18 protein-coding genes and 1 pseudogene are annotated in these 23,434 nt (G+C 43.7%); 7 read left to right on the top strand and 12 right to left on the bottom strand.

Annotated elements, in window-relative coordinates:
• Positions 1-148 precede the first annotated feature (148 nt).
• The 8 genes and pseudogenes from LC065_RS05515 to glgB form a co-directional block, all read right to left on the bottom strand.
• Positions 149-1,513: an FAD-binding oxidoreductase gene (locus LC065_RS05515; RefSeq protein WP_226593276.1), complete on the bottom strand. Its 1,365-nt coding sequence runs from the start codon at positions 1,511-1,513 to the stop codon at positions 149-151.
• Positions 1,514-1,763: 250 nt separating this feature from the next.
• Positions 1,764-2,138, bottom strand: a complete 375-nt coding sequence (locus tag LC065_RS05510; protein ID WP_226593278.1) for a PH domain-containing protein — start codon at positions 2,136-2,138, stop codon at positions 1,764-1,766.
• An 11-nt stretch (positions 2,139-2,149) separates the two neighbouring features.
• Positions 2,150-4,069 (bottom strand): glycoside hydrolase family 13 protein, encoded by a 1,920-nt coding sequence (locus LC065_RS05505; protein WP_226593280.1) that lies wholly within the window; start codon positions 4,067-4,069, stop codon positions 2,150-2,152.
• 24 nt (positions 4,070-4,093) lie between these two features.
• Positions 4,094-6,532, bottom strand: a pseudogene (locus tag LC065_RS05500) (glycogen/starch/alpha-glucan phosphorylase).
• Between the two features lie 29 nt (positions 6,533-6,561).
• Positions 6,562-7,992, bottom strand: a complete 1,431-nt coding sequence (gene glgA, locus LC065_RS05495; protein WP_226593282.1) for a glycogen synthase GlgA — start codon at positions 7,990-7,992, stop codon at positions 6,562-6,564.
• A gap of 116 nt (positions 7,993-8,108) precedes the next feature.
• Positions 8,109-9,215 (bottom strand): glucose-1-phosphate adenylyltransferase subunit GlgD, encoded by a 1,107-nt coding sequence (glgD, locus tag LC065_RS05490; RefSeq protein WP_226593284.1) that lies wholly within the window; start codon positions 9,213-9,215, stop codon positions 8,109-8,111.
• 12 nt (positions 9,216-9,227) lie between these two features.
• Entirely contained in the window at positions 9,228-10,388 is a 1,161-nt protein-coding gene (locus LC065_RS05485) for a glucose-1-phosphate adenylyltransferase (protein WP_264187899.1), read from the bottom strand.
• On the bottom strand, positions 10,378-12,297 hold the full coding sequence (glgB, locus tag LC065_RS05480; protein WP_226593286.1) for a 1,4-alpha-glucan branching protein GlgB: 1,920 nt from the start codon (positions 12,295-12,297) through the stop codon (positions 10,378-10,380). The genes LC065_RS05485 and glgB overlap by 11 nt, the downstream gene beginning before the upstream one ends.
• Before the next feature lie 882 nt (positions 12,298-13,179).
• On the opposite strand from glgB, the gene LC065_RS05475 reads away from it, so the two are divergent.
• Genes LC065_RS05475 through LC065_RS05460 form a run of 4 tightly spaced genes read left to right on the top strand, consistent with a single transcriptional unit; the run spans position 13,180 to position 14,698 of the window.
• Positions 13,180-13,488 carry a DUF948 domain-containing protein gene (locus tag LC065_RS05475; RefSeq protein WP_306163789.1) on the top strand — a complete coding sequence of 103 codons (309 nt, stop codon included), beginning with the start codon at positions 13,180-13,182 and terminating at the stop codon, positions 13,486-13,488.
• 18 nt (positions 13,489-13,506) lie between these two features.
• The gene (locus tag LC065_RS05470) at positions 13,507-13,956 is read left to right on the top strand and encodes a DUF948 domain-containing protein (protein ID WP_226593288.1); all 450 of its coding nucleotides are present in this window, start codon (positions 13,507-13,509) and stop codon (positions 13,954-13,956) included.
• Positions 13,953-14,177 carry a hypothetical protein gene (locus tag LC065_RS05465; RefSeq protein WP_226593290.1) on the top strand — a complete coding sequence of 75 codons (225 nt, stop codon included), beginning with the start codon at positions 13,953-13,955 and terminating at the stop codon, positions 14,175-14,177. Before LC065_RS05470 ends, LC065_RS05465 begins: the two co-directional genes overlap by 4 nt.
• Positions 14,177-14,698 carry a hypothetical protein gene (locus LC065_RS05460; RefSeq protein WP_226593292.1) on the top strand — a complete coding sequence of 174 codons (522 nt, stop codon included), beginning with the start codon at positions 14,177-14,179 and terminating at the stop codon, positions 14,696-14,698. Before LC065_RS05465 ends, LC065_RS05460 begins: the two co-directional genes overlap by 1 nt.
• A 140-nt stretch (positions 14,699-14,838) precedes the next feature.
• Here LC065_RS05460 and LC065_RS05455 read toward each other — a convergent pair whose 3' ends face one another.
• The 4 genes from LC065_RS05455 to LC065_RS05445 all read right to left on the bottom strand — a co-directional run bounded on the left by LC065_RS05455 (position 14,839) and on the right by LC065_RS05445 (position 18,424).
• Complete coding sequence (locus LC065_RS05455; RefSeq protein ID WP_306163788.1) at positions 14,839-16,122, bottom strand: globin-coupled sensor protein; 1,284 nt, start codon at positions 16,120-16,122, stop codon at positions 14,839-14,841.
• A 654-nt stretch (positions 16,123-16,776) separates the two neighbouring features.
• Entirely contained in the window at positions 16,777-16,944 is a 168-nt protein-coding gene (locus LC065_RS05450) for a hypothetical protein (RefSeq protein WP_167449461.1), read from the bottom strand.
• Positions 16,945-17,005: 61 nt separating this feature from the next.
• Positions 17,006-17,392 (bottom strand): hypothetical protein, encoded by a 387-nt coding sequence (locus LC065_RS20380; RefSeq protein WP_371933403.1) that lies wholly within the window; start codon positions 17,390-17,392, stop codon positions 17,006-17,008.
• Between the two features lie 72 nt (positions 17,393-17,464).
• On the bottom strand, positions 17,465-18,424 hold the full coding sequence (locus LC065_RS05445; RefSeq protein ID WP_371933402.1) for an NAD(P)H-binding protein: 960 nt from the start codon (positions 18,422-18,424) through the stop codon (positions 17,465-17,467).
• Positions 18,425-18,776: 352 nt separating this feature from the next.
• On the opposite strand from LC065_RS05445, the gene LC065_RS05440 reads away from it, so the two are divergent.
• From LC065_RS05440 to LC065_RS05430, 3 genes are all read left to right on the top strand, one after another.
• Positions 18,777-19,991, top strand: a complete 1,215-nt coding sequence (locus LC065_RS05440; protein WP_226593296.1) for a dicarboxylate/amino acid:cation symporter — start codon at positions 18,777-18,779, stop codon at positions 19,989-19,991.
• Between the two features lie 452 nt (positions 19,992-20,443).
• On the top strand, positions 20,444-21,838 hold the full coding sequence (locus tag LC065_RS05435; RefSeq protein WP_226593298.1) for a sodium/glutamate symporter: 1,395 nt from the start codon (positions 20,444-20,446) through the stop codon (positions 21,836-21,838).
• Positions 21,839-21,996: 158 nt separating this feature from the next.
• Complete coding sequence (locus tag LC065_RS05430; protein ID WP_226593300.1) at positions 21,997-23,397, top strand: DHA2 family efflux MFS transporter permease subunit; 1,401 nt, start codon at positions 21,997-21,999, stop codon at positions 23,395-23,397.
• The last annotated feature ends 37 nt before the right edge of the window (positions 23,398-23,434 follow it).

The following is a 23,434-nucleotide window of genomic DNA, read 5'->3' as shown; positions in this document are numbered from 1 at the left end:
TGCTTACCAGCCACCCCTGGCGCTTAACCCGGGTAATGAACCCCGGAAAGTCTCCAAACTGAGTCTTCAACAATCCGGCCATATAGTTGAAAAGTTACTAAAAATAATCCACCCTCTACGTAAAGTAGAAGGTGGATTCTGGTAGTTTTTAGACGTTTTGATTGGCTTTAATATTGTGGTTCCGTGTAAAAACGTTGTGAGGGTCGTATTTTGCTTTAATTTCTTGCAAACGCTGGTAATTGGAACCGTAGGTCTTTTCAATGACGTCTTTATCTGGATCGATGCCATTCAAATATGCGGCACCGTTTAATGAAAAGGGAGCGAATGTTTCATAGAATTTTTCAGCCCAATCGTCCGCAGCTTTATCGTTGCCTGGTTCATAAACGAGATCTAGCAGCAGTAAATACTGACTATCACGGACGGAGAAGGCATTAAAATCTGCAGGGACGGAGTTGACTTGCCCATGCATTTCCCATAGTTGGAACAAAAGTCCACCAGGGGCCTTATCTTTTTCCTCTAGTAGTTGTTTAAATGTATCTTCATTAAGATCCTTGAAAAACAGCGATGTTCCTTTGAAACTAGCGCCTTGCGGTACCATCGGGTCCAACTTTTTCTGTAGATCCGTATATGGGATGACCCCCGTCTGATCAATGATTGGTTCCGCTAACTTTCTCAATGGATTGATGATACCCTGTCCCTCATCAGCATCACCCGCATACATGCCTGCGATGACCATCACAGATTTATTATGAAGAAATTCCGGGAGCATGGGTGCTGGTGGAAGATCCATCACTGTCATGTTTACACTGACTTCATCAGGAGCGGTCATTAAATATTCGTTCAAACCTCGGAATACTTTCATGCCATCTTTCAAGTCATACATGACGTTAAATGCTAATACTTCAGGACCAACGAGGTGCAGATTGAATTTGAATTCTGTCACTACACCAAAGTTACCTCCACCTCCACGAATAGCCCAGAATAAATCATCATTTGTGTCCTTATTCACCACTTTTTGTTCTCCAGAAGCGGTCACGACGTTCGCTTCTACCAATTGGTCGCAGGATAAGCCTAACACCCCGCGGAGGTACCCGACACCCCCAGATAAGGCAAGGCCTGCAATCCCAGTTTCTGAAACGGTTCCGGTTGGCATGGCCAACCCATGTTTTTGTGTTTCTTCATCGATATCCGCAAGAGTAGCCCCACCTTGGACAGATACGATTTGCGATTCTTTATGTACATCGACGGTTGTCATCTGGGAAAGATCAATGAGTAAACCACCTTCTGTCAATGATGTTCCTGAAACGTGGTGACCTCCCCCTCTGACCGCAATCTCTAAATCGTTTTCCGTTGCATACATCACTGCTTCTGATACATCCTGGGCATCCTTACATACGACGATAACGGACGGTCTTTTTGTAATGGCGGCGTTAAAAATTTTTCTTGTCCCCTCGTACTGGTCATCACCTGGTACCAAGACTTCGCCTTGGATCTTATCTTTTAATTTTGTCATTCTAAACTCCCCCTTTTGTGAAACTCACTAAACTATTATGTAAAAAATGACACCCGACTATATTACTACTTCTACATCTAAAATTCCAATTCCTTCCGAGCAACCTCTGACGCTAAGCCCTGCAAAGAACCCCATTAAGCTGGTAATCAAGCATTCCAAAAACCTGTTAAATAAGTGAAAAATAAACATAAAAAATAAGCCCGAAAGCTAGTTTCCAGGCTTATTTTCAGAATTGTTTCACGTGAAACATTTATAATACATAAGTGGCGAGTGTTTGTTGGACTTCTTCAATCGGACTGTCTTTCTTGAAGAGTTTCCCAATTGGTTCATTTGTTCCAGAGATCCAGATTTTCAATTCGGAATCGAGATCAAAGCTCCCTGCTGTCTCAACACTAAAGTGTGTGATGCTTTTGTAAGGAATGGAGTGGTACTCGACCTTCTTCCCTGTCATGCCCTGCTTATCAATAAGCAGGAGGCGTCGGTCTGTGAAAATGAAAGAATCTCTGAGAACTTTATAACCGTTTTGAATGTTTTCACCTTCAATAAGAATGCCTTCAAGCTCTCTTTCAATCTTATCGACATCCACCTGACTGGCATTGCCCATCAGTCCATCTAAAAATCCCATCCGTACACCTCCTATTTCATTAAGCGTAATAACATGGCTTCACAAGGTTCTAGTTCAATTGTTAACACATTGTTTTTTGAACTGAATATCCGTTTTTTGTTTTCCAGGTGCTGCCACTTCCCTTTTTGAATCGGCAAGTTGATCTCTATTTTCTTTCTTGTATTCCGGTTGAATAAATACAGCATTCGTTCATCGCTTGTTTCTTCATTGAAGTGGTCCACACCGTTTTCTGTCCAGCGCTCGAAACCGATGACATCTTTGTCGAGGGTGAAAGACTTCCAGTGACCTGTCCGGAGAGCGGTATGTTCTTTTCTCCACTGTCCGATTTTTTTATACCAGTCCAGCAACTCTTCATTCTCCCGCCCCCAAGGGTAAGGTTTGCGGTTATCAGGGTCAGCCCCGCCTGTCACTCCCGCTTCATCTCCATAGTACAAGGATGGTACGCCTGGGAAAGCATAAAGCCATAGACTGAGAGATTTGATTTGCTTGATGATGAGTTTCTCTGCTTCCTCTTGACTAAAGTCATCAGGGAGGTAGTCTTCCAACATCGTTTGGATCCTCTCTACATCGTGACTTGAAAGCATGTTCATGACGGCATAGAAATACTCTTTCGGATAATGTTCGCTTAACGTCATAAGTCGGCGGTGAACGGTATAAGCATCCATTTCACCTTTCATAAAGTCAAGCATCAAGCGGCGCATGGGGTAGTTCATCACCGAATCCAAAACACCACCCAAGAAATAGTCCCGCCGTTTTCCGTAAGCCGTTTTGTTTGAAGCATCCTCCCAAACCTCACCAAGGAGGACACTCGTTTCATCTTCCTTCTTCAACTGCCGATAGATTTGACTGATCAAGTCATCGGTCAGCTCATCTGCCACGTCCAGGCGCCAGTTCTTCATCCCTGATCGCTGCCAAGTTTTAATGACACTTTCTTCATCATGGACGAGGAAGTCTTGATAATCTTCATTTTCTTTATTCAATGTAGGAAGAGTTCCAACGCCCCACCAGGCATCGTATTCATCTGGATAATGGTGAAAGGTGTACCAGCTGTAGTACGGGGAGTTTTTAGACTGATACGCGCCGAGCGAATCATATTTTCCTTCTCGATTAAAATAGATGCTGTTACTTCCAGTATGACTGAACACTCCGTCCAGCATGATTTCAATCCCTCTTCCAGACGCTTCCTTGATCAATGTTTCCAAGTCCTCTTTTGTACCGAGCAGAGGATCGATTTTATGGTAATCGCCTGTATCATAGCGGTGGTTGCTTTCCGCTTCGAAAATTGGATTCAAATAAATAACCGATACCCCTAAACCTTCAATATAATCGAGTTTTTCCGTAATTCCTTGCAAGTTACCACCGAAGAAATCCCAGCGGATAACTTCTCCTCGTTCATTTCGAATATACACCGGTTCATTTTCCCAATGGGCGTGGATCAGACTTGTTTCAGGCGCCTTCTCCCTCTGGAGTTCCCCTGCCGTGTAGAAACGATCCGGGAAAATTTGATACATCGTTGCGTTTTTCCACCAATCCGGGGTTTTATAAGAAGAGTCGTACACCGTAATCTGCCAAGAAGGAGGGATGTGATCATACACTTTCCCCTCCCCACTTTCATAGCTTTTTTCCCTTCCGTAAAAAAGGGTCTGGTCCTCTAGGGTGATTTCGAAAAAGTACCAGATGAGCTGCGGCGTCTCAGGCATCCGGATTGTAGCTTCATAAGACACCTGCTGATGTTCCTGACTGCAGAGGTCCATCTCCTTCGTTTTCTCGTCATCTGTGCGGTCCAAGATGTAATGAAGGATGACGTGGGAAACCCTGTACCGGTCACTGAGATCAATTTTGAGCGTAACAGGAGAACCCTTCGGCGCTGCGCCGAAAGGCTCTCGATAAGATTCTTCGAAACTATTATGATACATATCCTTTTGTCTCACACATCCGTCCCCCTAAATAGTACCTCACTTCAACGTCTTCACACGTTGAATGTCCCATATATCGCGGGCATATTCCTGAATGGTCCGGTCGCTTGAGAAAACTCCGGATTGAGAGATATTGACAAGACTCTTTAAGTTCCACTGACGTTTGCGTTGGTAATCCTAGCTTACCTTTTTCTGAGCCAATACGTAGCTCGCGAAATCCTTAAGCACGAAATATTCATCGTTATAGGTCAAAAGGGCATCATAAATCTCCTGAAAAACGGTCTCTCCCTTAGAAAACGGACTGTAGTGAATGAGTTCATCCATGATGTGACGGACACGCTCATCATTTTCATAAACGTATCGGGAAGAATAGGATCCGTTTCGGTAATAGTCCCACACTTCATCAGACGTTAAACCGAAAATGTAAATATTATCATCTCCGACAAGATCATGGATTTCAACATTCGCTCCATCCATGGTTCCAAGAGTCAGCGCTCCATTCATCATAAACTTCATGTTGCCTGTTCCTGAGGCTTCTTTGGTCGCCATTGAAATTTGTTCACTGACATTGCTCGCCGGAATAATTTTCTCTGCGATGGAAACCGAGTAGTTCGGCAGGAAGACCACCTTTATATAATCCTTCACATCAGGATCGTTATTGATCACAGATGCGATGCGGTTGATGAGTTGAATCACTTTTTTTGCGAAGTGATAGCTTGGCGCTGCTTTTGCTCCGAAGAAGAAGGTTCTCGGAACGATATCGAGCGTCGGGTCTGACTTCAATTCATTATATAAATGCATAATATGAAGGGCATTAAGCAGTTGGCGTTTGTACCCGTGCAAGCGCTTGATATGAACATCAAAGATAGAATTCGGGTCGACCGTAATCCCTTGTGTATTTTTGACCCATTTAGCGAACTCGATTTTGTTCTCCTGCTTGATTGAATGGAGCTGGTCAAGAAAAGCCAGATCATCCTTATGGTCAAGCAAACGGGTCAGCTGTTTCGGCTCTTTCATCCACTCATCACCAATGGCTTCAGTAATGACTGAGGTCAATGGACTGTTTGCGTGCATCAGCCAGCGACGATGGGTAATGCCGTTCGTTTTATTATTGAAACGCTCAGGAAATGTATTATAGAAACGTTTCATTTCACGTTCCTTCAATATATCCGTGTGGAGCTTAGCCACTCCATTAATACTGTGACTGCCGACAATACTTAAGTGTGCCATTTTCACCTGTCCATCCGCCACGATGGCTAAATCCGCAATTCGGTCGAATTCACCAGGATAGGTTTTCCATAAACCCTGACAAAAACGTTCATTGATCTCGTCGATAATCATGAAAATCCGAGGAAGCAATGTCCGTACTAGTCCCACCGGCCACGACTCGAGAGCTTCGCTTAATGTCGTGTGGTTCGTATAAGAAACAGAGGACTGTGTAATTTCCCAGGCTTCCTCCCAGCCCACCCCTTTTTCATCCATAAGAATCCTCATCAGCTCAGGAATGACGAGAGCTGGGTGCGTGTCATTGATATGAAGGGCTACCTTGTCAGGGAACGATGACCACGGAAGCCCAAGCCTTTCAAACGAACGCACAACCGATTGCACTCCAGAAGACACCAAGAAGTATTCCTGCTTCAAACGAAGGCTCTTACCTTCCTCTGTAGAATCGTCGGGGTAAAGGAAATCCGAGATGGATTCGAGAGATCGTTTATGATCTAAAAAGTGACCAAATAACCCTTCTCTTTCCGCTTTTGTCATCGTATCCTCAACCGTCGGTTCAGCGGACCAAAGCCTCAATGTGTTTACCGTATCGTTGTGGTAACCGACAACAGGTACATCGTACGGGACAGCCTGGATTGGTTCATAGTTTTCATATTTGAAATGGAGTTTTCCATCTTTATCTCTTGTCGATGATACATTTCCGCCAAAGCGGACTTCGATCGCATCTTCAGGACGGCGCACTTCCCAGATGAATTCTTTTGAAAGCCAATAATCCGGGAACTCCACCTGTTTTCCATCGATAATATGCTGATCGAACATTCCATATCGGTACCGTAGACCATAGCCATGTCCAGCTAATTCTAAAGAAGCAAGGGAATCGAGAAAACAAGCAGCTAATCGTCCTAAGCCGCCATTACCAAGTCCAGCATCACTTTCCTTCTTTTCAAGTTCTGATAAAGAAAGCCCCAGATCCGCTAACCCTTCTTCAACAAGCGAAAGTACGTCCAAATTTAATAAATTATTGCCAAGCAGACGTCCCATTAGAAATTCCATGGAGAAGTAATACACCTGCTTTGTCTTATTCGTTTTGTACTCCCGGTTCGTTTTCAACCAATCTTTATTGATCTTCTCGCGGATCAGCGCACCGAGTGCCCGGTACGTATCAAATTCGGATGCTGTGTCTATGGTCTTACCAAACTTACTTTCCAACTGCGCTTTGAACTCTGACTTGAATTCTTCTTTGTCACTGAACATCACCATGAAGGTTCCTCCTATCACCTCTGCTAACGAAACATGGATTGATAAAGATCCATATATTGATCAGCAGAGTTTTTCCATGTGAACTTACTCTTGCAAATGTTCTTCACAAGATTCTGCCAAGCAGCAGGTTCCTGATAGAATTCGAGCGCTCTGCGAATGGTGTACAGCATGTCATGCGCATTGTAGTTCGTAAACGTAAATCCGTTCCCTTCTCCCGTCTCTTCATTATATGGCTGGACGGTGTCCGCGAGTCCTCCCGTTTCTCTTACAATCGGAGCAGCCAAATATCGCAAAGCGATCAACTGGCCGATGCCACATGGTTCAAAACGGGATGGCATGAGGAATAGATCGCTCGCCGCATAAATCTGTCTGGAAAAAGGTTCTGAAAATCGGATGTTCGTAGACATTTTTTCTGGGTGTCGGTGCTGAGCCCACTGGAGCATCTGTTCATATTGGTATTCGCCTGTACCAAGTAAGACGATCTGGACGTCATCGTCATGTAATAACTCATCGATGACCCGCCCGATTAAATCGAATCCTTTTTGCTCCACCAGCCTGGAAACGATGCCAATCATTGGAACATCTTTTCTGACTGGCAAACCAAGTTCCGCCTGCAGCCACATTTTGTTTTGGGCTTTCTTGATCAAAGAACTGCGATAAGGAAACGCCAGGGCATCGTCTTTCATAGGGTTATAGTTTTGATCGTCGATGCCGTTAACGATCCCGATCAATTCATCAGTACGCTTACGTAACACTCCGTCTAGGTTTTCCCCATAATAAGGCGTTTGAATCTCTTTTGCGTAAGTTTCACTGACTGTTGTAATGAAGTCCGCGTAATTCAAGGCCCCTTTCATAAAATTGATGTCTCCGAAAAATTCAAACGCATCTTCCGACATCATGTTCTCATCAAAGTCCATCAAATCATGAAGCACAGATTGCGCAAAAACGCCTTGATACTTCAAATTATGGATGGTAAAAACTGTTTTCATACCTTGAAGTTTCTCAACTTCCTTGTAGTGGGTATGTAAGTAAACCGGAATCAACCCCGTCTGCCAGTCGTGGCAATGCAAAACATCAGGCGTCCAGTCCATCTCACAGACCCAATCCATCACGGCACGGTTAAAGAATACGAAACGTTCGGCTTCATCATCGTATCCGTATAGATTGGAACGCTTGAAATAATACTCGTTATCTATGAAATAAACAGGAATGCCTTCATATTTGATATATTCGATTCCAGCATATTGGCTGCGCCATCCCAGCTGCACATTCATCTCACCCAGATGCTCCAGCTGCTCTTTCCAGTGATCATCCATGTTTTCATATTTCGGCAGGACGACCCTGACATCCGCGCCCTGCTTTTTCAAGGCATGAGGAAGAGAACCCAAAACATCGGCAAGACCACCCGTTTTTATAAAAGGGGTACACTCAGAACCAATCATCAATACATTCACGCTTGACCCACTCCTTTAATATTAGTTCGAACATGTTCAAAACATCACGAATAAGCTGATTACATGAAAAGGACTGTCAGAGTGATGAGATCCGGACAGTCCCTTCCATTGGGATATTACATTGTTCTTCTTTTCGCTACGACATACGGCTTCTCTGGAGCACCAATTAATGTCTTTCCATTTGAAATGTTGCAATCTTTATCAAGAATGACGTTTTCTAAAACGGCATTGCTATCAATTTCACAGCGTTGCATAATGATCGAATTTTTAATAACCGCTCCTTCAGCGACTTTCACACCGCGGAATAGAATGCTGTCCTCAACATGACCTTCAATGACACATCCATTTGCGACCATCGTATTAGTCACGTTGGATGTCGCGGTATAGTTGGAAGGTGCTTCGTTTTTTACTTTTGTGAATACAGGAGCATCATCCTTAAACAATTCATCATGTTCTTCTGGATTCAAGAGCTTCGCACTGTTACGGTAGTAGCTTTCAACAGAATTCACCAAAGCATGACCACCATGGTATTCATACGCATGAATATTAATTTCAGGAAGTTTGGCTTTAATCCCGTCCAAGAAAAAGTGGGAGCAGCCGTGGGCGATGCATTTTTCAATTAAGGAGTACAAGAGGTCTTTCTCAATGATGTACATATCCATGTACACATTGTTATTGCTATGATCATTGTGGATCGCTGTCACACGGTTGTCTTGATTAATGTCAAGCTTGTGGGCTCTTTGATGCTCGGGGTAAAGTTCATCGACTTTTTTGTAGATAACCGTAACATCCGCACCAGAGCTCTTATGCTCTTGAAGGACATCTTGATAATTGATGTTGCAGATATGCTGAGAGCCCGAGACGACGATATAGTTGGCTAACGTTCGATTGATGAAATCGATATTGTTGTGGAAATGCTGCAAGTCCCCACGTGAAATGTCTGTTGGATCATTCCAGTCAGGAGGAAGGATGAACAGTCCCCCGCGCTTGCGGTCCAAGTCCCATGCTTTCCCTTGTTCCAAATGGTCCATCAGGGAGCGGTACTTTCTGCGAGCGAATACCGCCACGGATTCAATCCGGGAATTCGTCATATTTGAAATGGCAAAGTCGATCATCCGGTAACGCCCCGCAAACGGTACGGCTGCGCCACAACGGAAATAGGTCAACTCATCCAACATGTCTTGTTCGTGATCTAAGTTTATGATTCCTGCTATACGATCCATAAAATCCTCCCTTTAACTATTGGTAGCATAACTTGTGGCAAGGACACTTCCCTCATCTGCCACGAGTGTGATTTCACTGTCTGGTGAAGGGTCGCCGATGACCGCTCCATCTTCAATGACGCTGCCTTTTGAAATGATGGCACGGTGAATCTTAACATTTTTACCGATTTTCACATCAGGCATGATGACACTGTCTTTGACAACCGAAGATTCATCTACGTGCACACCATAGAAAATGATCGATGTATCTACAGATCCCTTGATGCGGCACCCCTCATTAATCAAGGCATTTCTCACATGAGCAGTCGGCGCGATATATTGTGGCGGCTGGTTCGGGTTCTTTGAGTAAATTCGCCACTTCGAATCGTTCAAATCCAACTCAGGCTCCCTCTTCAGAAGGTCCATGTTCGCTTCCCAAAGGCTGTCGATCGTCCCGACATCCTTCCAATAACCTTCAAACGTATAAGCCATCAATTTTTTATAGTCATAAAGAAGAGCTGGAATGATATCCTTCCCGAAATCATGGGAGGAATTTTCTTTTTCTGCATCTTCAATCAGGTATTGTTTCAATACATCCCAACGGAAAATATACACACCCATAGATGCCAAGTTGCTCTTCGGATTCTCAGGTTTTTCATCGAATTCAGTAATTCTTCCATCTCCATCCGTGTTCATGATGCCAAAACGGCTGGCATCGTCCCACGGCACTTCAATAACCGAAATCGTTGCATCAGCACCGGATCCTCTATGATAATCAAGCATCGCACCGTAATCCATTTTATAAATATGGTCTCCAGAAAGTACAAGTACGTGTTCAGGGTCGTATTGATTCAGAAATTTCAAGTTCCGGTAAATGGCGTTGGCTGTTCCTGTGTACCAGCCGCCCCCTTCCGCCTGCATGAATGGAGGAAGAACGGATACCCCGCCATATTTACGGTCAAGATCCCATGTGTCTCCAATTCCTATATAGTCGTTCAATATCAACGGTTCGTATTGAGTAAGGACACCGACTGTGTCAATCCCTGAATTTGTGCAATTGCTCAATGGAAAGTCGATGATTCTATATTTTCCGCCAAAGTAGACGGCAGGCTTTGCGATTTGTTTGGTCAATGACTTCAGCCTGGTTCCTTGTCCGCCAGCCAGAAGCATTGCTACACATTCTTTATTTTTCATGATTTTCCTCCTTGGATACTGAAGTTCTTTTCAAGAAGCTCACACCGAGCGGGGGAATCGTCATGGTAATATGCTGATCCTGTCCTTGCCATGGGGAAGGTACGCTTTCTAAAGGCAAACCGTTTGTCTGCCCAGAACCTCCGAAATGTTCCGCGTCGCTCGAGAAAATCTCTTTATATGAGCCATGTTTCGGTACTCCTACTCTGTAATCGTGGTAGACTTCTGGAGTGAAATTGCAGACGACCACCAGTTGGTCATTCGATGTACGACTGTTGCGGACAAATGAGATGATGCTCTGCTCATAGTTGTTGGCATCGATCCACATGAAGCCTTCTTCTTTATGATCAAGTTCCCATAGAGCTGGCATATCTTGATACAATTGGTGCAACTGTTTCGTATAATCCAATATGGAGGCGTGGGAATCGTAGTCCAATAGCTCCCAATCCAAATCCTCTAAATCTTTCCACTCATCGAACTGTCCGAATTCACCTCCCATGAACATGAGTTTTTTCCCTGGGTGGGCATACATATAGGCGAGAAAGGCTCGCAAGTTCGCGAACTTCTGCCAGTAATCACCCGGCATTTTATTTAGTAACGATTTCTTACCATGAACGACCTCATCATGAGAAATCGGCAATACAAAATTCTCGGAAAAAGCATAGAACAAAGAGAAAGTAATCAAGTTATGGTGGTACTTCCGGTGAATCGGATCCATCTCCATATACTTAAGCATGTCGTTCATCCAGCCCATGTTCCATTTATAATTGAAGCCTAGACCTCCGATATAGGTTGGCGCACTGACGAGCGGCCATGAGGTGGACTCTTCGGCCATCATCAATACATCTGGTGTTTCCTCAAAAATAGCTTCATTCATTTTTTTGATAAACGAAACGGCTTCCAAGTTTTCACGCCCGCCGTACTCATTCAGCTCCCACTCTCCATCTTCCTTGCCGAAATCCAAATACAACATGCTAGCAACGGCATCCACCCGCAAGCCATCGAGGTGGTATTCCTTCAGCCAGTAAATCGCGTTCGAAATCAGGAAACTCTGAACTTCGTTTCTAGCAAAATCGAACGTAAGCGTACCCCACTGCGTTTTCTCCGCCTTACTAGGATTTGCATATTCATAGAGAGCTTCTCCATCGAACCGACGTAACCCATGGGCATCCTTACAAAAATGCCCCGGAACCCAATCCAATATGACACCGATTCCATATTTATGACACTGGTCGACAAAATATTTGAAATCGTCAGGGGTTCCATAACGGGATGTGACAGAGAAGTACCCGGTAGCTTGATATCCCCATGAACGGTCAAAAGGGTGCTCTGTCAATGGAAGGAGTTCAATATGGGTATATCCGAGGTCCTTTACGTAAGGAATGACCATCTCTGCGTAGTCTCGGTAATTGTAAAAAACCTCAGGTTCTATGTTTTTCCATGAACCAAGGTGAAGCTCATAGATCGACATCGGAGATTCATAGGGGTTCTTCGCTTTTCTCTGCTTCATCCATTCATCATCACCCCAGGAGTAATTGTCCAAAGGATGGACGACAGAAGCCGTATCAGGACGAAGTTCGCTGGAAATAGCATATGGGTCCGCTTTCAGCTGAAGATGACCGTGAGTGGTTAAAATCTCATATTTGTACATGGTGCCTTTATCAAGACCTGGAATGAAGGCGATCCAAATTCCGTTATCATTGATTTTTTCCATGGGATTCTCCCGACCGTCCCACTCGTTAAACATCCCGACGACACTCACCTGAACCGCATTTGGAGCCCAAACAGCAAAACGGACACCTTTCTCTCCGTTTCTCGTCTCCGGATGCGCCCCGAGCAGCCTGTGACTGTAACGGAGATTTCCTTCATGGAATAAATAGATATCATGCTCTAAAGTTGTATCTTGGACCACACCATCACTCCTCTTAAATCTAGTAGATTTTTAGTTTCTGTTGATGAACATGCAAAAAATTTACGTGTTTTATTTTTGCCTATATTCATCATAAAATCAGAAAACCTCTTTTACAATTGCTATTAATAAAAATTTTCTGAAAAGTTTTGTCGAATCGTGACGAATTTTTATACAAAATTATTATTTCTGCTTACTTTGATAACAACGTTTATAAGTAAGCGCTTGCATGATTATGTACTTCCCTCTTCCTTTTATGGAAAAACATGACTTATACAAAAGATTCCAAATATAGGACTTTTATAGTAATGAATATATAGGTATTCATCGTTTGGAAGAATTGCTTTTTGTTTTTGCTCAGTCTCTAAAGAAATATAGGTTGGAAGATCTAAGAGGCGGAAGATAGTAGCTTAACAATAGAAGAAAACGATGAACCACTCTGTGTGAATTCTTATTGGTTAATGGGCAAAAAATAGACTGGCAATGGACAAGAATTCATAAGGAGCAGATTGACTCCTTGTTGTTTCTCTTACATCGAGGGAGACTTCCCTGCCCCCAATGAAACCAACTATTTTAGAAAAGCCGATTTTGAGGAAAAAGGACGATCTTTTAGATTTACATAAACTTCTAGCTTGGAGAGTGTTTCATTGAAAAAGATTAGTGGTATAGCTTTACAAGAATTAAAGGGTTAGCTGGAGACAGATGTTCCAGTGGCTTTTTCTCTCCTTTGCAAAAAGAAAGCAGATAGAGGAATTCCTAAAACATAAAAGAGGTGAAGAGTCATGTCATTAGCGGGAATCAGTTTACTCATCATCGCGATTGCCTTTGCATTCATAGCCATCTTCGTCGTGAAAACATTGAAAGCTGCATCGAGTACGATGACGAGTGTTTCAGACGTTAGAAAAAGTCGAAGGACAGATGCAGGGCATCACAACAGAATCAGAAAGCTTACTAAAGAAAACGAATCACATTGCTTCAGATATTGAAACCAAAACGAAGACGCTTGACGGTCTGATGGACGCCCTCAGCAATGTCGGTACCACGGTCGGTCATGTCAACCAGTCCATTCAGGGCGTTTCTGAAAGTGTCGCGCATGCTTCTCATGAAAGAGATGAAAAAGTAACAAAAGCACTCCGTTGGGGAGATGCAGCAATTGAACTGTATCTGAAATGGAAGAGAAAAAAAGTACAATAAAGAAGAGAGGTTTTTCAGATGGACTTTTTAGGAATCGGTGTTTTAATTATCGGGATCGCCTTTGCGATTGTCTCCATTTTCCTCATTAAAGCATTGAACAACTTGGCAGGTGTCCTTGGCGGAGTTAAAAAAACCGTCGATCAACTGCCAGAGCAACTGGATTCTGTCATGAAAGAAACGACAGGTGTCCTGCACCACAGTAATGATACATTAGCTGATGTGAATGAAAAAATTCGGGCGCTCAGTCCTCTTTTCTACATCGTCGGTGATATCGGTGAGTCTTCCAGGAAACTTACTTCCTCTCTTGTTGATATGACCTATTCCCTCAAGCAGACAACGCATGAAGGCGAACAAAAGATTAACGAAGAAGGTTGGCGCGGAGTTTACGGTGCTCTAGCTTTGACGTATTACTTTTCACAAAAACGGAAGGCAATGAAAGCCACTCAGTTGGAGACCACTTCCTCATGAAGGCTCTCGAGTGGATCATTGGAATCGTCGCCGGTTTCATCAGTGGATTAGCTTTAAGGATATGGGTCAAGGAACCTTCTGTTTCAAAAATGAAGTATGACCGCAAAAAAGAGGAATTTTATAATGCAGGTAGAAATCAATATGAAGACATCCAAACGACAAAAGAAAAAATGCGTATGGAAGCGCAAAAAAATTTAACCACCGAAAGGGGAACTTCCTAATGGAAAACCAAAATGTAAATCAAAATGTTAACCAGCAACCACAAGCTCAAACAACTAAAAAAAGAGGCAACAAAAAATTGCCGATTGCTATCTTAACAGGGGCATTAATCGGCGGGGCTTTCATTCTTATTAAAGACCCTAAAGAAAGAAAGCGTCTGAAAGAAGGCACGCGTTCAACGAAAGACGCGGTTTCTGACTATGCTTCTGAGGTAAAAGAAGATCCATCTGCAAAAAAAGATGACCTTGTTACACGCGTCCGTAACGTGGTGAACATTGTAAGTGAAGCTGCCGCAACTGTTCAAGACGTATTTAATAACCAAGGAAAAGAGATTGCCGATAGAGCCAAAGATATTAAAGAAGAGTCTGAAGAAATTATAAACACAGCAAAAGAGGCCGGAGAAGATTTGCAGGAAGTGGGCGATAAAGCCCAAGAAGCGAAGGACGAGCTTAAAGAAGATTCAGCTGAGGAAGAAGCTAAATTACCTCAAGAAAAAGTCGTAGAGGTCAATCCTCCACGCTAATTCTATTCTGCAAGAAAGAAGCCCTGCACATAAAAGTGCAGGGCTTCCTGTTTTTTCACGACCACTGAAGGAGGATATGTTACGTATTCATCGTGTAACACCTGAAATGTTCCATTTAGATAGAATTCGGTTCTTCACGTTTATTCTGTAAGCTCCGTCAACTGTTGAGAAGAAGCTGCCACCTTATAGACTGCGCCATTTATTTCCTCGATCACCTGAGCGAATTGTTCGAGCTCTGCTTCAATCCCTGCATTATACATTTTGTTCTGACCCATCGCGGATACGATTTCTGTAAAAAATTGATTGATTTGACCCATGCTGTCAGCACCTTCAGAAATCATGGTGTTGATGTTTCCGACATTACTTGAAACATTATGAATCTGACCACTTGTAGTGGAAATTAAGTCTGAAACCTCTGCTACTGAGTTCTGCGTCTGTTCAGACAACTTCCGCACCTCATTTGCGACCACAGTAAAACCTGCACCGTGCTCACCCGCTCTTGCAGCTTCGATTGATGCATTCAATGAGAGTAAATTTGTCTGTTCAGCAATGGAAGAAACGATAGTTACGATTTTACTAATCTCTTCAGCGACATGTTTTAATTTTTCCATGTCCCCCGATATTTCATTGATATTTTCTTGGATCTCGTTCATTTGTTTTTGCTGAATTTCCAAACGCTGCTTGCCATCCATTGACTGCTGCTCCACTTGTTGAGCGACTTGGGAACCTTTTTTAGAGTCACTGACAATCTTATCTGTCTGTTCCGTCAATTGCTCTGTGGAAGCACTCGCCTGTTGGGAGACAGCCGCCACCTCTTCGGACATTTGATCTACTCGACGGTAAGCCTCTTCTCTTCGCTCCACTTCAATCTGACGGAGATCTTCGGCTTTTTCCTGAAACATTTCCAGCACGAGCTGCTGCTCAATATTTAATATTTTGGTCGTTGCACGAGTCGCCTGGCCATAATGTTCATGTGGAAGTTCCTCTTCATAAATATCCATAAATGATAATAATAGGTCCCGGAAAGCACACATGTACCATTTCGGTTCCAGTCCGATTTTCAAATGAACGGTCGCAATCCTTTTTCTTTTTTCAATAAATGTGTGATCAATTGTACCATTGAACATTTCCTGAATATGAACGGTCAATGTTTGTTTTAATCGATCAACAGAACTATGGTCCTTGATGATCCGTTTTAAGGATGGTTCACTTTCCAAGTTTTTATAGAATTGGGTAACGATTCGATCGATGTGATTGCTGATCACCGGCTGTAAAGATTGCAGAATCGCCAAATCCTGTTCACTAAGATGAACCATTTCGAACTGTGTATGTAAATTGGAACCTTCTTGTATGTCAATGACTCCTGTAAATCCTTCCCCGAGCGGTCGAACTTCCTCTTTCTTCTTCGTCATGAATATACCCATGTTCTTCCCCCTTAAGTTGACTCTCTCTTCTAGTAATATCGACTTTAACGAGCGAACAGTTAAGTAAGAGATTCCACTTCTTCCCCAAACGAACTCTATACTTAAAGACTCAGTTTCGAGATGTTCATGTGAATATAGGGGCTCCGGGAAAAGGTTCGCTTTCCATGGGGCGGGCGGTGAGCCTCCTCAGGCTACGCCTTCCGGGGTCTCACCGTTTCCCTCCGCCCCTCTACCATGTTAGTGTTTCGAAACCACTTCTATAATAAGCAGCTTATCCAAATTGACGAAAGTACGAGAATTAAACTCCCAGGTCATGTATTTAGCTCCCGGGAGCGCTTTATGATTATATCAGTGTGGTGGTGAAAGACAGTCCTCACGTGGGAGGGGTTCATTTCTCACTTTCATCGAATGGGTGGTTGGGAAGCAGCGAGACTCCCGCAGGAATGGATGGGCTGGAGAGACCCCGCAGAGCTTTAGCTCGAGGAGGCTCTCCGTCATCCCCGCAGGAAAGCGAGCCGCTTCCCAGCCACCCCTGACTCTCCAAACAGCAAACGAACCCTGCAACACCTCTCACAATCTTTCCATTTAGTTGAAGTGCATGGCTTTTGAAGAAGAAAATCCCCCATACGGCATGATGCCGTATGGGGGATTAGGTTACGCGTCAGCGTTGTATCCTAAACGCTCACGGTCGACGTACTCATTCGGAACTTCTCCAAAATGTGTACTGTGGTTTTTGAATTGAGCTTTTCGGCCATTCCGGTGCTCGCCATGGCTCTTTCTTTCCTTGAACTGGCGATCCGGTTTTTTTTCCTTGTTGCCCATCCTAATCACCTCGTGTAAAACATAATGTCTTACACGGTTATTATGTTTCGATATCCTGAAATTATTCATGCACATGAAACGAAGGTTGGTTTGTCCCCCATCTCTCCAAATGCCTGCGGAATAACGCCATGACAATCAAATGAGCCTTTGCCTGTGTGTACTTATATAAGAACCATGGCAATGATGGCATATAGTCATGAATGGCTACAATCGCTTCATTTTTCTCTGGAATTTTCCTGAATTCCAGTCTCCCCCTGACGTTTTTCTCTTTATTGGACAAACGGCCCCCGGATATATAATACAAAGCACGGTCCTTCGTACTTCTCTCTGCTGAGTAGGTGAATTCGAGCAGTGGTATGTCATTAAAAATCACACCAATTTGACAACAATGGGTTTCATCCACGGTCGTTTTCACCCATGGATTCAATACCGTTTCCAGCCACTTCACATAATACTTCCCAATCCAGTCTGCAGAATGGCCCTGAGGGAGCGGGATACGCTGGACAGAGCGGACATCATCCTACATGGAAGGGAGACCTGGCCTGTTCCATTTGCTTTTAGGTTGCTTTTCTTCCTCTCTTAAAGCCCATTCGGCCGCTTCCTCGAAAGGGATTTCCCCTTCACTGATTCCATCCACTTTATTTTTTGAATGGGTAACCATCGGATGAATAAGGCTTTCAATGAGTGGGTATACCATTTCTTTAGACGCACCTGTTACAAGCCTTACCCAGAGCTTAGATAAATCAATGGTCAAAAAAGGTATATGAACTATAAAAGGTTTCCTGCCCATAACGCCTGCCACTTTTTGCATCATTTCTTCATAAGTCATCACATCCGGGCCGCCAACGTCTATCGAACGCCCCTTTAGGCTATCTTTGCCGATACTTTGGTCGAGGGAACCGATCACGTCCGGTAAGGCAATCGGTTGCGTCTTGGTCTTCGTCCATTGCGGGAGAACCATAAAAGGAAGTCGCTTCACTAACTTTTTCAATATCGGAAACGAAGATCCTCTTGGGCCAACAATAAGCCCTGCCCGGATCGTTGTCACAGGTACTCCGTAAGCCCCTAGAATCTTTTCCACTTCAAGCCGACTGCTCAAATGACGGGAAAGTTCCGGTTGGTTTTCAGGGATGATGCCACTCAAATAAACGATTTGCTTCACGCCTACTTTTTTGGCCGCCTGAGCAAAATTATCAGCAAGGATCACATCCATATCTTCAAAAGACCCCTGGGTCAACTTAGCTGAAGGCATCATCGAGTGCACTAGATATACAGCGATATCCGCTCCATCCAGGCCTTTTTCTGCATCAGCCATCGAGTATAAATCGCACGAACGCCAGGTCACTTGGTCACTGTCTTCCTTTTCGTCGCCGTTTCGGGATAAGGCGATAATGTGTGAGCGGTCTTTCAGTTTTTCCATTAAATTTTGGCCTATATATCCACTTGCCCCCGCAAGAGCAACGATAGTTTTATTTTCCACAGTTATCACTTCCTTACGTTTTTTAAACCTAGTACCCTCGGACTATGCATATGTAACACCTATCCTTTGAGCAATGCTTGACTATATGGCAGGATTGTAAAAGGTTCTATTCCGAGATGTTTGTGTCAGTTTATAGCTTTGAAAAAATCCGACGCACTGATACACCTCATCACAACTTAGTCCTGTATACGGAAAATATATCACGAAAATTGAGGAAGACTTTGATTAAGATTGTGTAAATGGTAAGCAATACCGTTGACATCCTTGTTCACATGCCTTATCTTACCCTAGTAAACCTCAGTAAACCAATCAGCTTTATTCTGATTAAAAATAGAAAAAGGAGGGGTTCACCATGAGTAAGTTGTGGAGAATCTACACACAAACATCATTGATTAAAAAAATCACCGTCGCCTTGGTGCTAGGTGTATCCGTTGGTCTCCTGTTTGGAGAAGACGCTTCTGTTCTAGCCCCTTTTGGTGATCTATTGCTCCGTCTCTTGAAATTTATCATTGTGCCGTTGATTCTGTTCACTCTTGTTGTAGGGATTAATCAGACAAGCATTCATTCATTGGGACGCATGGGAGGAAAGGTCTTCCTTTATTACCTCGGTACTTCTGCCCTTGCCATCCTGGTGGGCGTATCCGTTGCCACTTTGTTTAATCCGGGTACAGGGATGAGTCTTGGAGATGAAACCGTCGATGTCCCTGAAAACCCTGGCGTCACCAGCGTGCTTTTAAACATCGTGCCCGAAAATATTCTTACAGCCTTCACCGAAATGAACTTGCTTGGAATCATTTTTACTGCAATCGTCTTTGGTTTGGCACTCTCTTACATGCGTTCTACCAACGCTTATCAAAGTCTTGGAGGTCACCTGTACAAAGTCATTAATGCTTTAAATGAGGCCACTTTAATCGTCATGAAGGGAATCCTTCAATATGTCCCCGTCGGGATTTTTGCGATTATCGCTGAAGTCGTTGGGACACAAGGGGCAAACACGTTATTTGAGCTCGGAAACTTCATTGTCGTCCTTTACGTAGGTTTACTTGTACAATTAGCCATTTATATTCTTTTCCTATTTATGAGCAAGCGAAAACCCACTGCTTTTTTCAAAGAAGCACGCACTCCTATGTTGACCGCCTTTGTTACACAGAGCAGTTCTGGTACGCTTCCTGTCACATTGAATGCTGCAAAGAACCTGGGATTGAATAAAAGCTTGTATGGATTCAGCCTCCCATTAGGAGCGACAATTAATATGGACGGAGCAGCTATTCGAATTGCTGTATCTGCCGTATTCGCTGCCAACATTATCGGCGATCCATTAAGCTTTGTCTCCATCCTTCAAATTGTCATTGTGGGTACACTTGCTTCTGTTGGGACAGCTGGAGTTCCAGGAGCCGGAATCATCATGATTGCGACTGTGTTCTCTCAAGTCGGACTGCCTATGGAAGCTGTCGCTCTTCTTGCATCCGTAGACGTTCTGATCGGCATGGGGGCCACAGCCCTAAACGTAACCGGCGACCTTGTCGGAACTTCACTTATTAACAAAACAGAAAAAAGCCAATCCTAAAGCCAGAAATCCTCCGTCTGTACAGACGGAGGATTTTTTCACTATATGGCAGGTTTCTTGAAGACTTGATTTCGAGACTTTAGTTAAGTGGATGGGGGCTCACCGCCCGCCCCATGGAAAGTGTTCAAATGCGAAATCGTCCTGGTAGACACGACTGGCATAAGCAGAACAGCAAAAGAATGTGCTCTTTCATTCCTTTGCTGTTCTGCTTATGACGCGAGTGTCTGGACGATGGAGCAAGACGAACGGTTTTCCGGAGCCCCTAAACACACAAAAAATCTCGAAACGGAGTCTTCCAGAACAGTGAGCTTTAGTTGAAGAAGGAAAGACGATTAAAAATCATTAAAGATTTAATAAAAAATGTAGTTTCAAAAAAACAAATAACAGGGAAAGTGAGAAAATGTTGCAATTACACAAACGGGAAACATCCCCTTTAAGAAAGAGGTGAACATATGACTCCGAATGAAATAGGCTTCGCACTTCTATACATCGGTGTCTTCCTTTTGATCGGTAAAATTATCCGGGTCAAATGGACATTACTACAAAATTTATTCTTACCCTCCTCCATTATCGGAGGGTTTATCGCACTCTTCCTTGGTCCTCAGGTACTCGGAAAGTTCATGCCGGAAGACAGCTTCTTCTCAAACGGGGTCATGACTGAATCCATTATGGAAGTATGGTCCGCCCTTCCCGGTCTCATGATCAATGTGGTATTTGCTGCTCTTTTCCTTGGAGCTGCCATACCAAAATTAAAAGATATTTGGTATTACGCCGGTCCGCAGCTGGCGCTTGGATGGTCTGTGGGCTGGGGTCAGTATGTGGTCGGGATTACACTGGCGGTACTCATCTTAGTTCCTTTCTTTGATCTCCCTGCCATGTCAGGTGCTTTGGTTGAGGTTGCTTTTGAGGGTGGCCACGGGACGGCTGCGGGAATGGCGAGTACTTTTGAAGAGCTTGGTTTTGCAGAAGCTTTCGATTTGGCCATCGGCCTTGCAACAATCGGTGTATTATCTGGAGTTATTTTTGGAATCATCCTCATTAACTGGGGTGTTCGAAATAAAAAGACGAAAGTCATTGAAGATGTGGAAGACTTTTCTGATTTAAGAAAACGTGGAGTGATGGAGTACCAAAACCGTGAACCAGCGGGAAAAATGACCTTACGTCCGGAATCAATCGAACCGTTATCCTTCCACCTTTCTATCGTTTTCATCGCTATTCTGCTCGGCTGGCTATTATTGCAAGGGTTGATTGGTCTCGAGTCTATCACCATCGGATCTGATTTTATGAGCTATATTCCATTGTTCCCGCTAGCAATGATTGGTGGAATTGCTCTCCAAATCTTTTTCAGTAAATGGGATAAATACAACCTCGTTGACCGGAGAATGATTAACAGAATTCAAGGACTTGCGCTCGATATCCTTATTCTGACGGCAATATCCACTGTGTCATTAGATGTCATTGGCGAATACCTCGTTCCATTTGTGATTCTAGCGGCTGCGGGGATCGCTTGGAATTTATTCGGATTCCTTGTGCTTGCTCCTCGAATGATTCCACAATACTGGTTTGAACGGGGAATTGGAGACTTTGGACAATCAATGGGTGTCACCGCAACAGGGTTGCTTCTGATGCGCGTTGTCGATCCTGATAATGAATCCCCCGCTTTTGAAGCATTCGGATACAAACAACTGTTTTATGAACCCTTCTTGGGTGGAGGGTTTGTGACAGCTTTATCTGTTCCGTTCATTTCTCAATTCGGGCCATGGCCGACGCTGATCGTAGCCGTCGCCATGACAGCGATTGGTATCTTTTTTGGACTGTTTTACTTCGGAAAACAAAAAGCAGCCTAAACAAAACAACGTCTGCGCATAGCAGGCGTTGTTTTTCAATGTAATAATCTTAGATGCCTAATTTTTTAACAGGAAATATATGCAGGATACTGAACAAATACTCTTTATTATGATATGATATTTTATTAGTTGCCTAAGTATTTTAGAAAGAAGGTTAAATGATGTCATCTCAAGAAATTAACCGTATCCCTTTGATGATCGTGCTCATATCAGGTGCCTTTGTAGCGATATTAAATCAAACCCTGTTAGCTACGGCCCTGCCTCACATAATGGCAGATTTGAATTTAGACGCAAATACAGCCCAATGGCTGCAGTCGATCTTTATGTTAGTGAACGGAATCATGATCCCTATCACAGCTTTTTTAATTGAACGTTTTTCTACGAGAGGATTGTTCATGACAGCCGTTGGATTATTTGCTGTCGGAACACTTGTCTGCGGAATTGCCCCTAATTTTTCAATTCTTTTGTCAGGAAGAGTGTTGCAGGCCTCAGGTGCCGGTATTATTCTTCCATTAATGCAGACGATTATGTTCCTCGTTTTCCCTATTGAAAAAAGAGGGTCAGCGATGGGCATGTTCGGTCTCGTCATTGCTTTTGCACCGGCCATCGGCCCGACATTATCCGGCTGGCTCGTCGAACAGTTCCCATGGAGAAGCCTGTTCTTCGTCATTTTGCCAATCGCAATTGCCGACTTGATCGTCGCTTACTTCATTTTGAAAAATGTAACGAAGCAGACGTTCCCTAAAGTTGATCCGATATCCATTATCCTATCTACGTTTGGTTTTGGCGGAATTTTATACGGATTCAGTGTTGCCGGTAGTGCCAGCTTCTTAAGTCAAGAGGTGCTCATTTCTCTAGCTGTCGGAGCGATTACGTTGACGCTTTTCATCACCCGCCAAATGAAATTGGAAAAACCAATTTTGGAATTCCGTATTTTTAAATATAAAATTTTCACCCTGACGACAGCACTCGGGATGATTGTTTTTATCTCCATGATCGGTGGGGCGGTCATTTTACCGATTCTCATGCAGGACATGCTTGGATTTACAGCCTTTGAGTCAGGCTTGATGCTATTGCCAGGAGCATTGTTAATGGGCATAATGAATCCAATTACCGGCCGTCTGTTTGATAAATTCGGTGCGCGTTGGCTTGCGATCATTGGTCTCGGACTTCTCACAGTTTCCACATTCCTGTTTACGAACCTTGATCCATCGACGACCTTTCTGTATTTGGCTCTCGTCAATTGTGTCCGTATGTTCGGGATTGCTATGGTGATGATGCCTGTGACTACAGCAGGACTTAACCAGCTGCCACAGCATTTAATGCCACATGGAACGGCCATGAACAATACCATGCGTCAAGTTTCCGGAGCCGTCGGTACGGCTATGCTCGTTTCTGTGATGACGAGTCAAACCATTCCTTCTGAAGGTGTGACCGGTCTGATTCATGGAGTGAACGTTTCCTTTATTGTTGCTGGGATCTTTGCTGTTTCCGGTTTTATCATGGCATTTTTCATTAAAAAATCCCGTTCGGATGAAGGTGAATTAAGTAACGCTTGAAAATTTCACACAAGGAAAGCCTCGCTGACAGGACAGC

Origin of the sequence: Halobacillus litoralis (assembly GCF_020524085.2) — a bacterium.
Lineage (GTDB): Bacteria > Bacillota > Bacilli > Bacillales > Halobacillaceae > Halobacillus > Halobacillus litoralis_E.
Note: the sequence above shows the minus strand (reverse complement) of the source record. Positions and strands in the feature narration are given on the sequence as shown.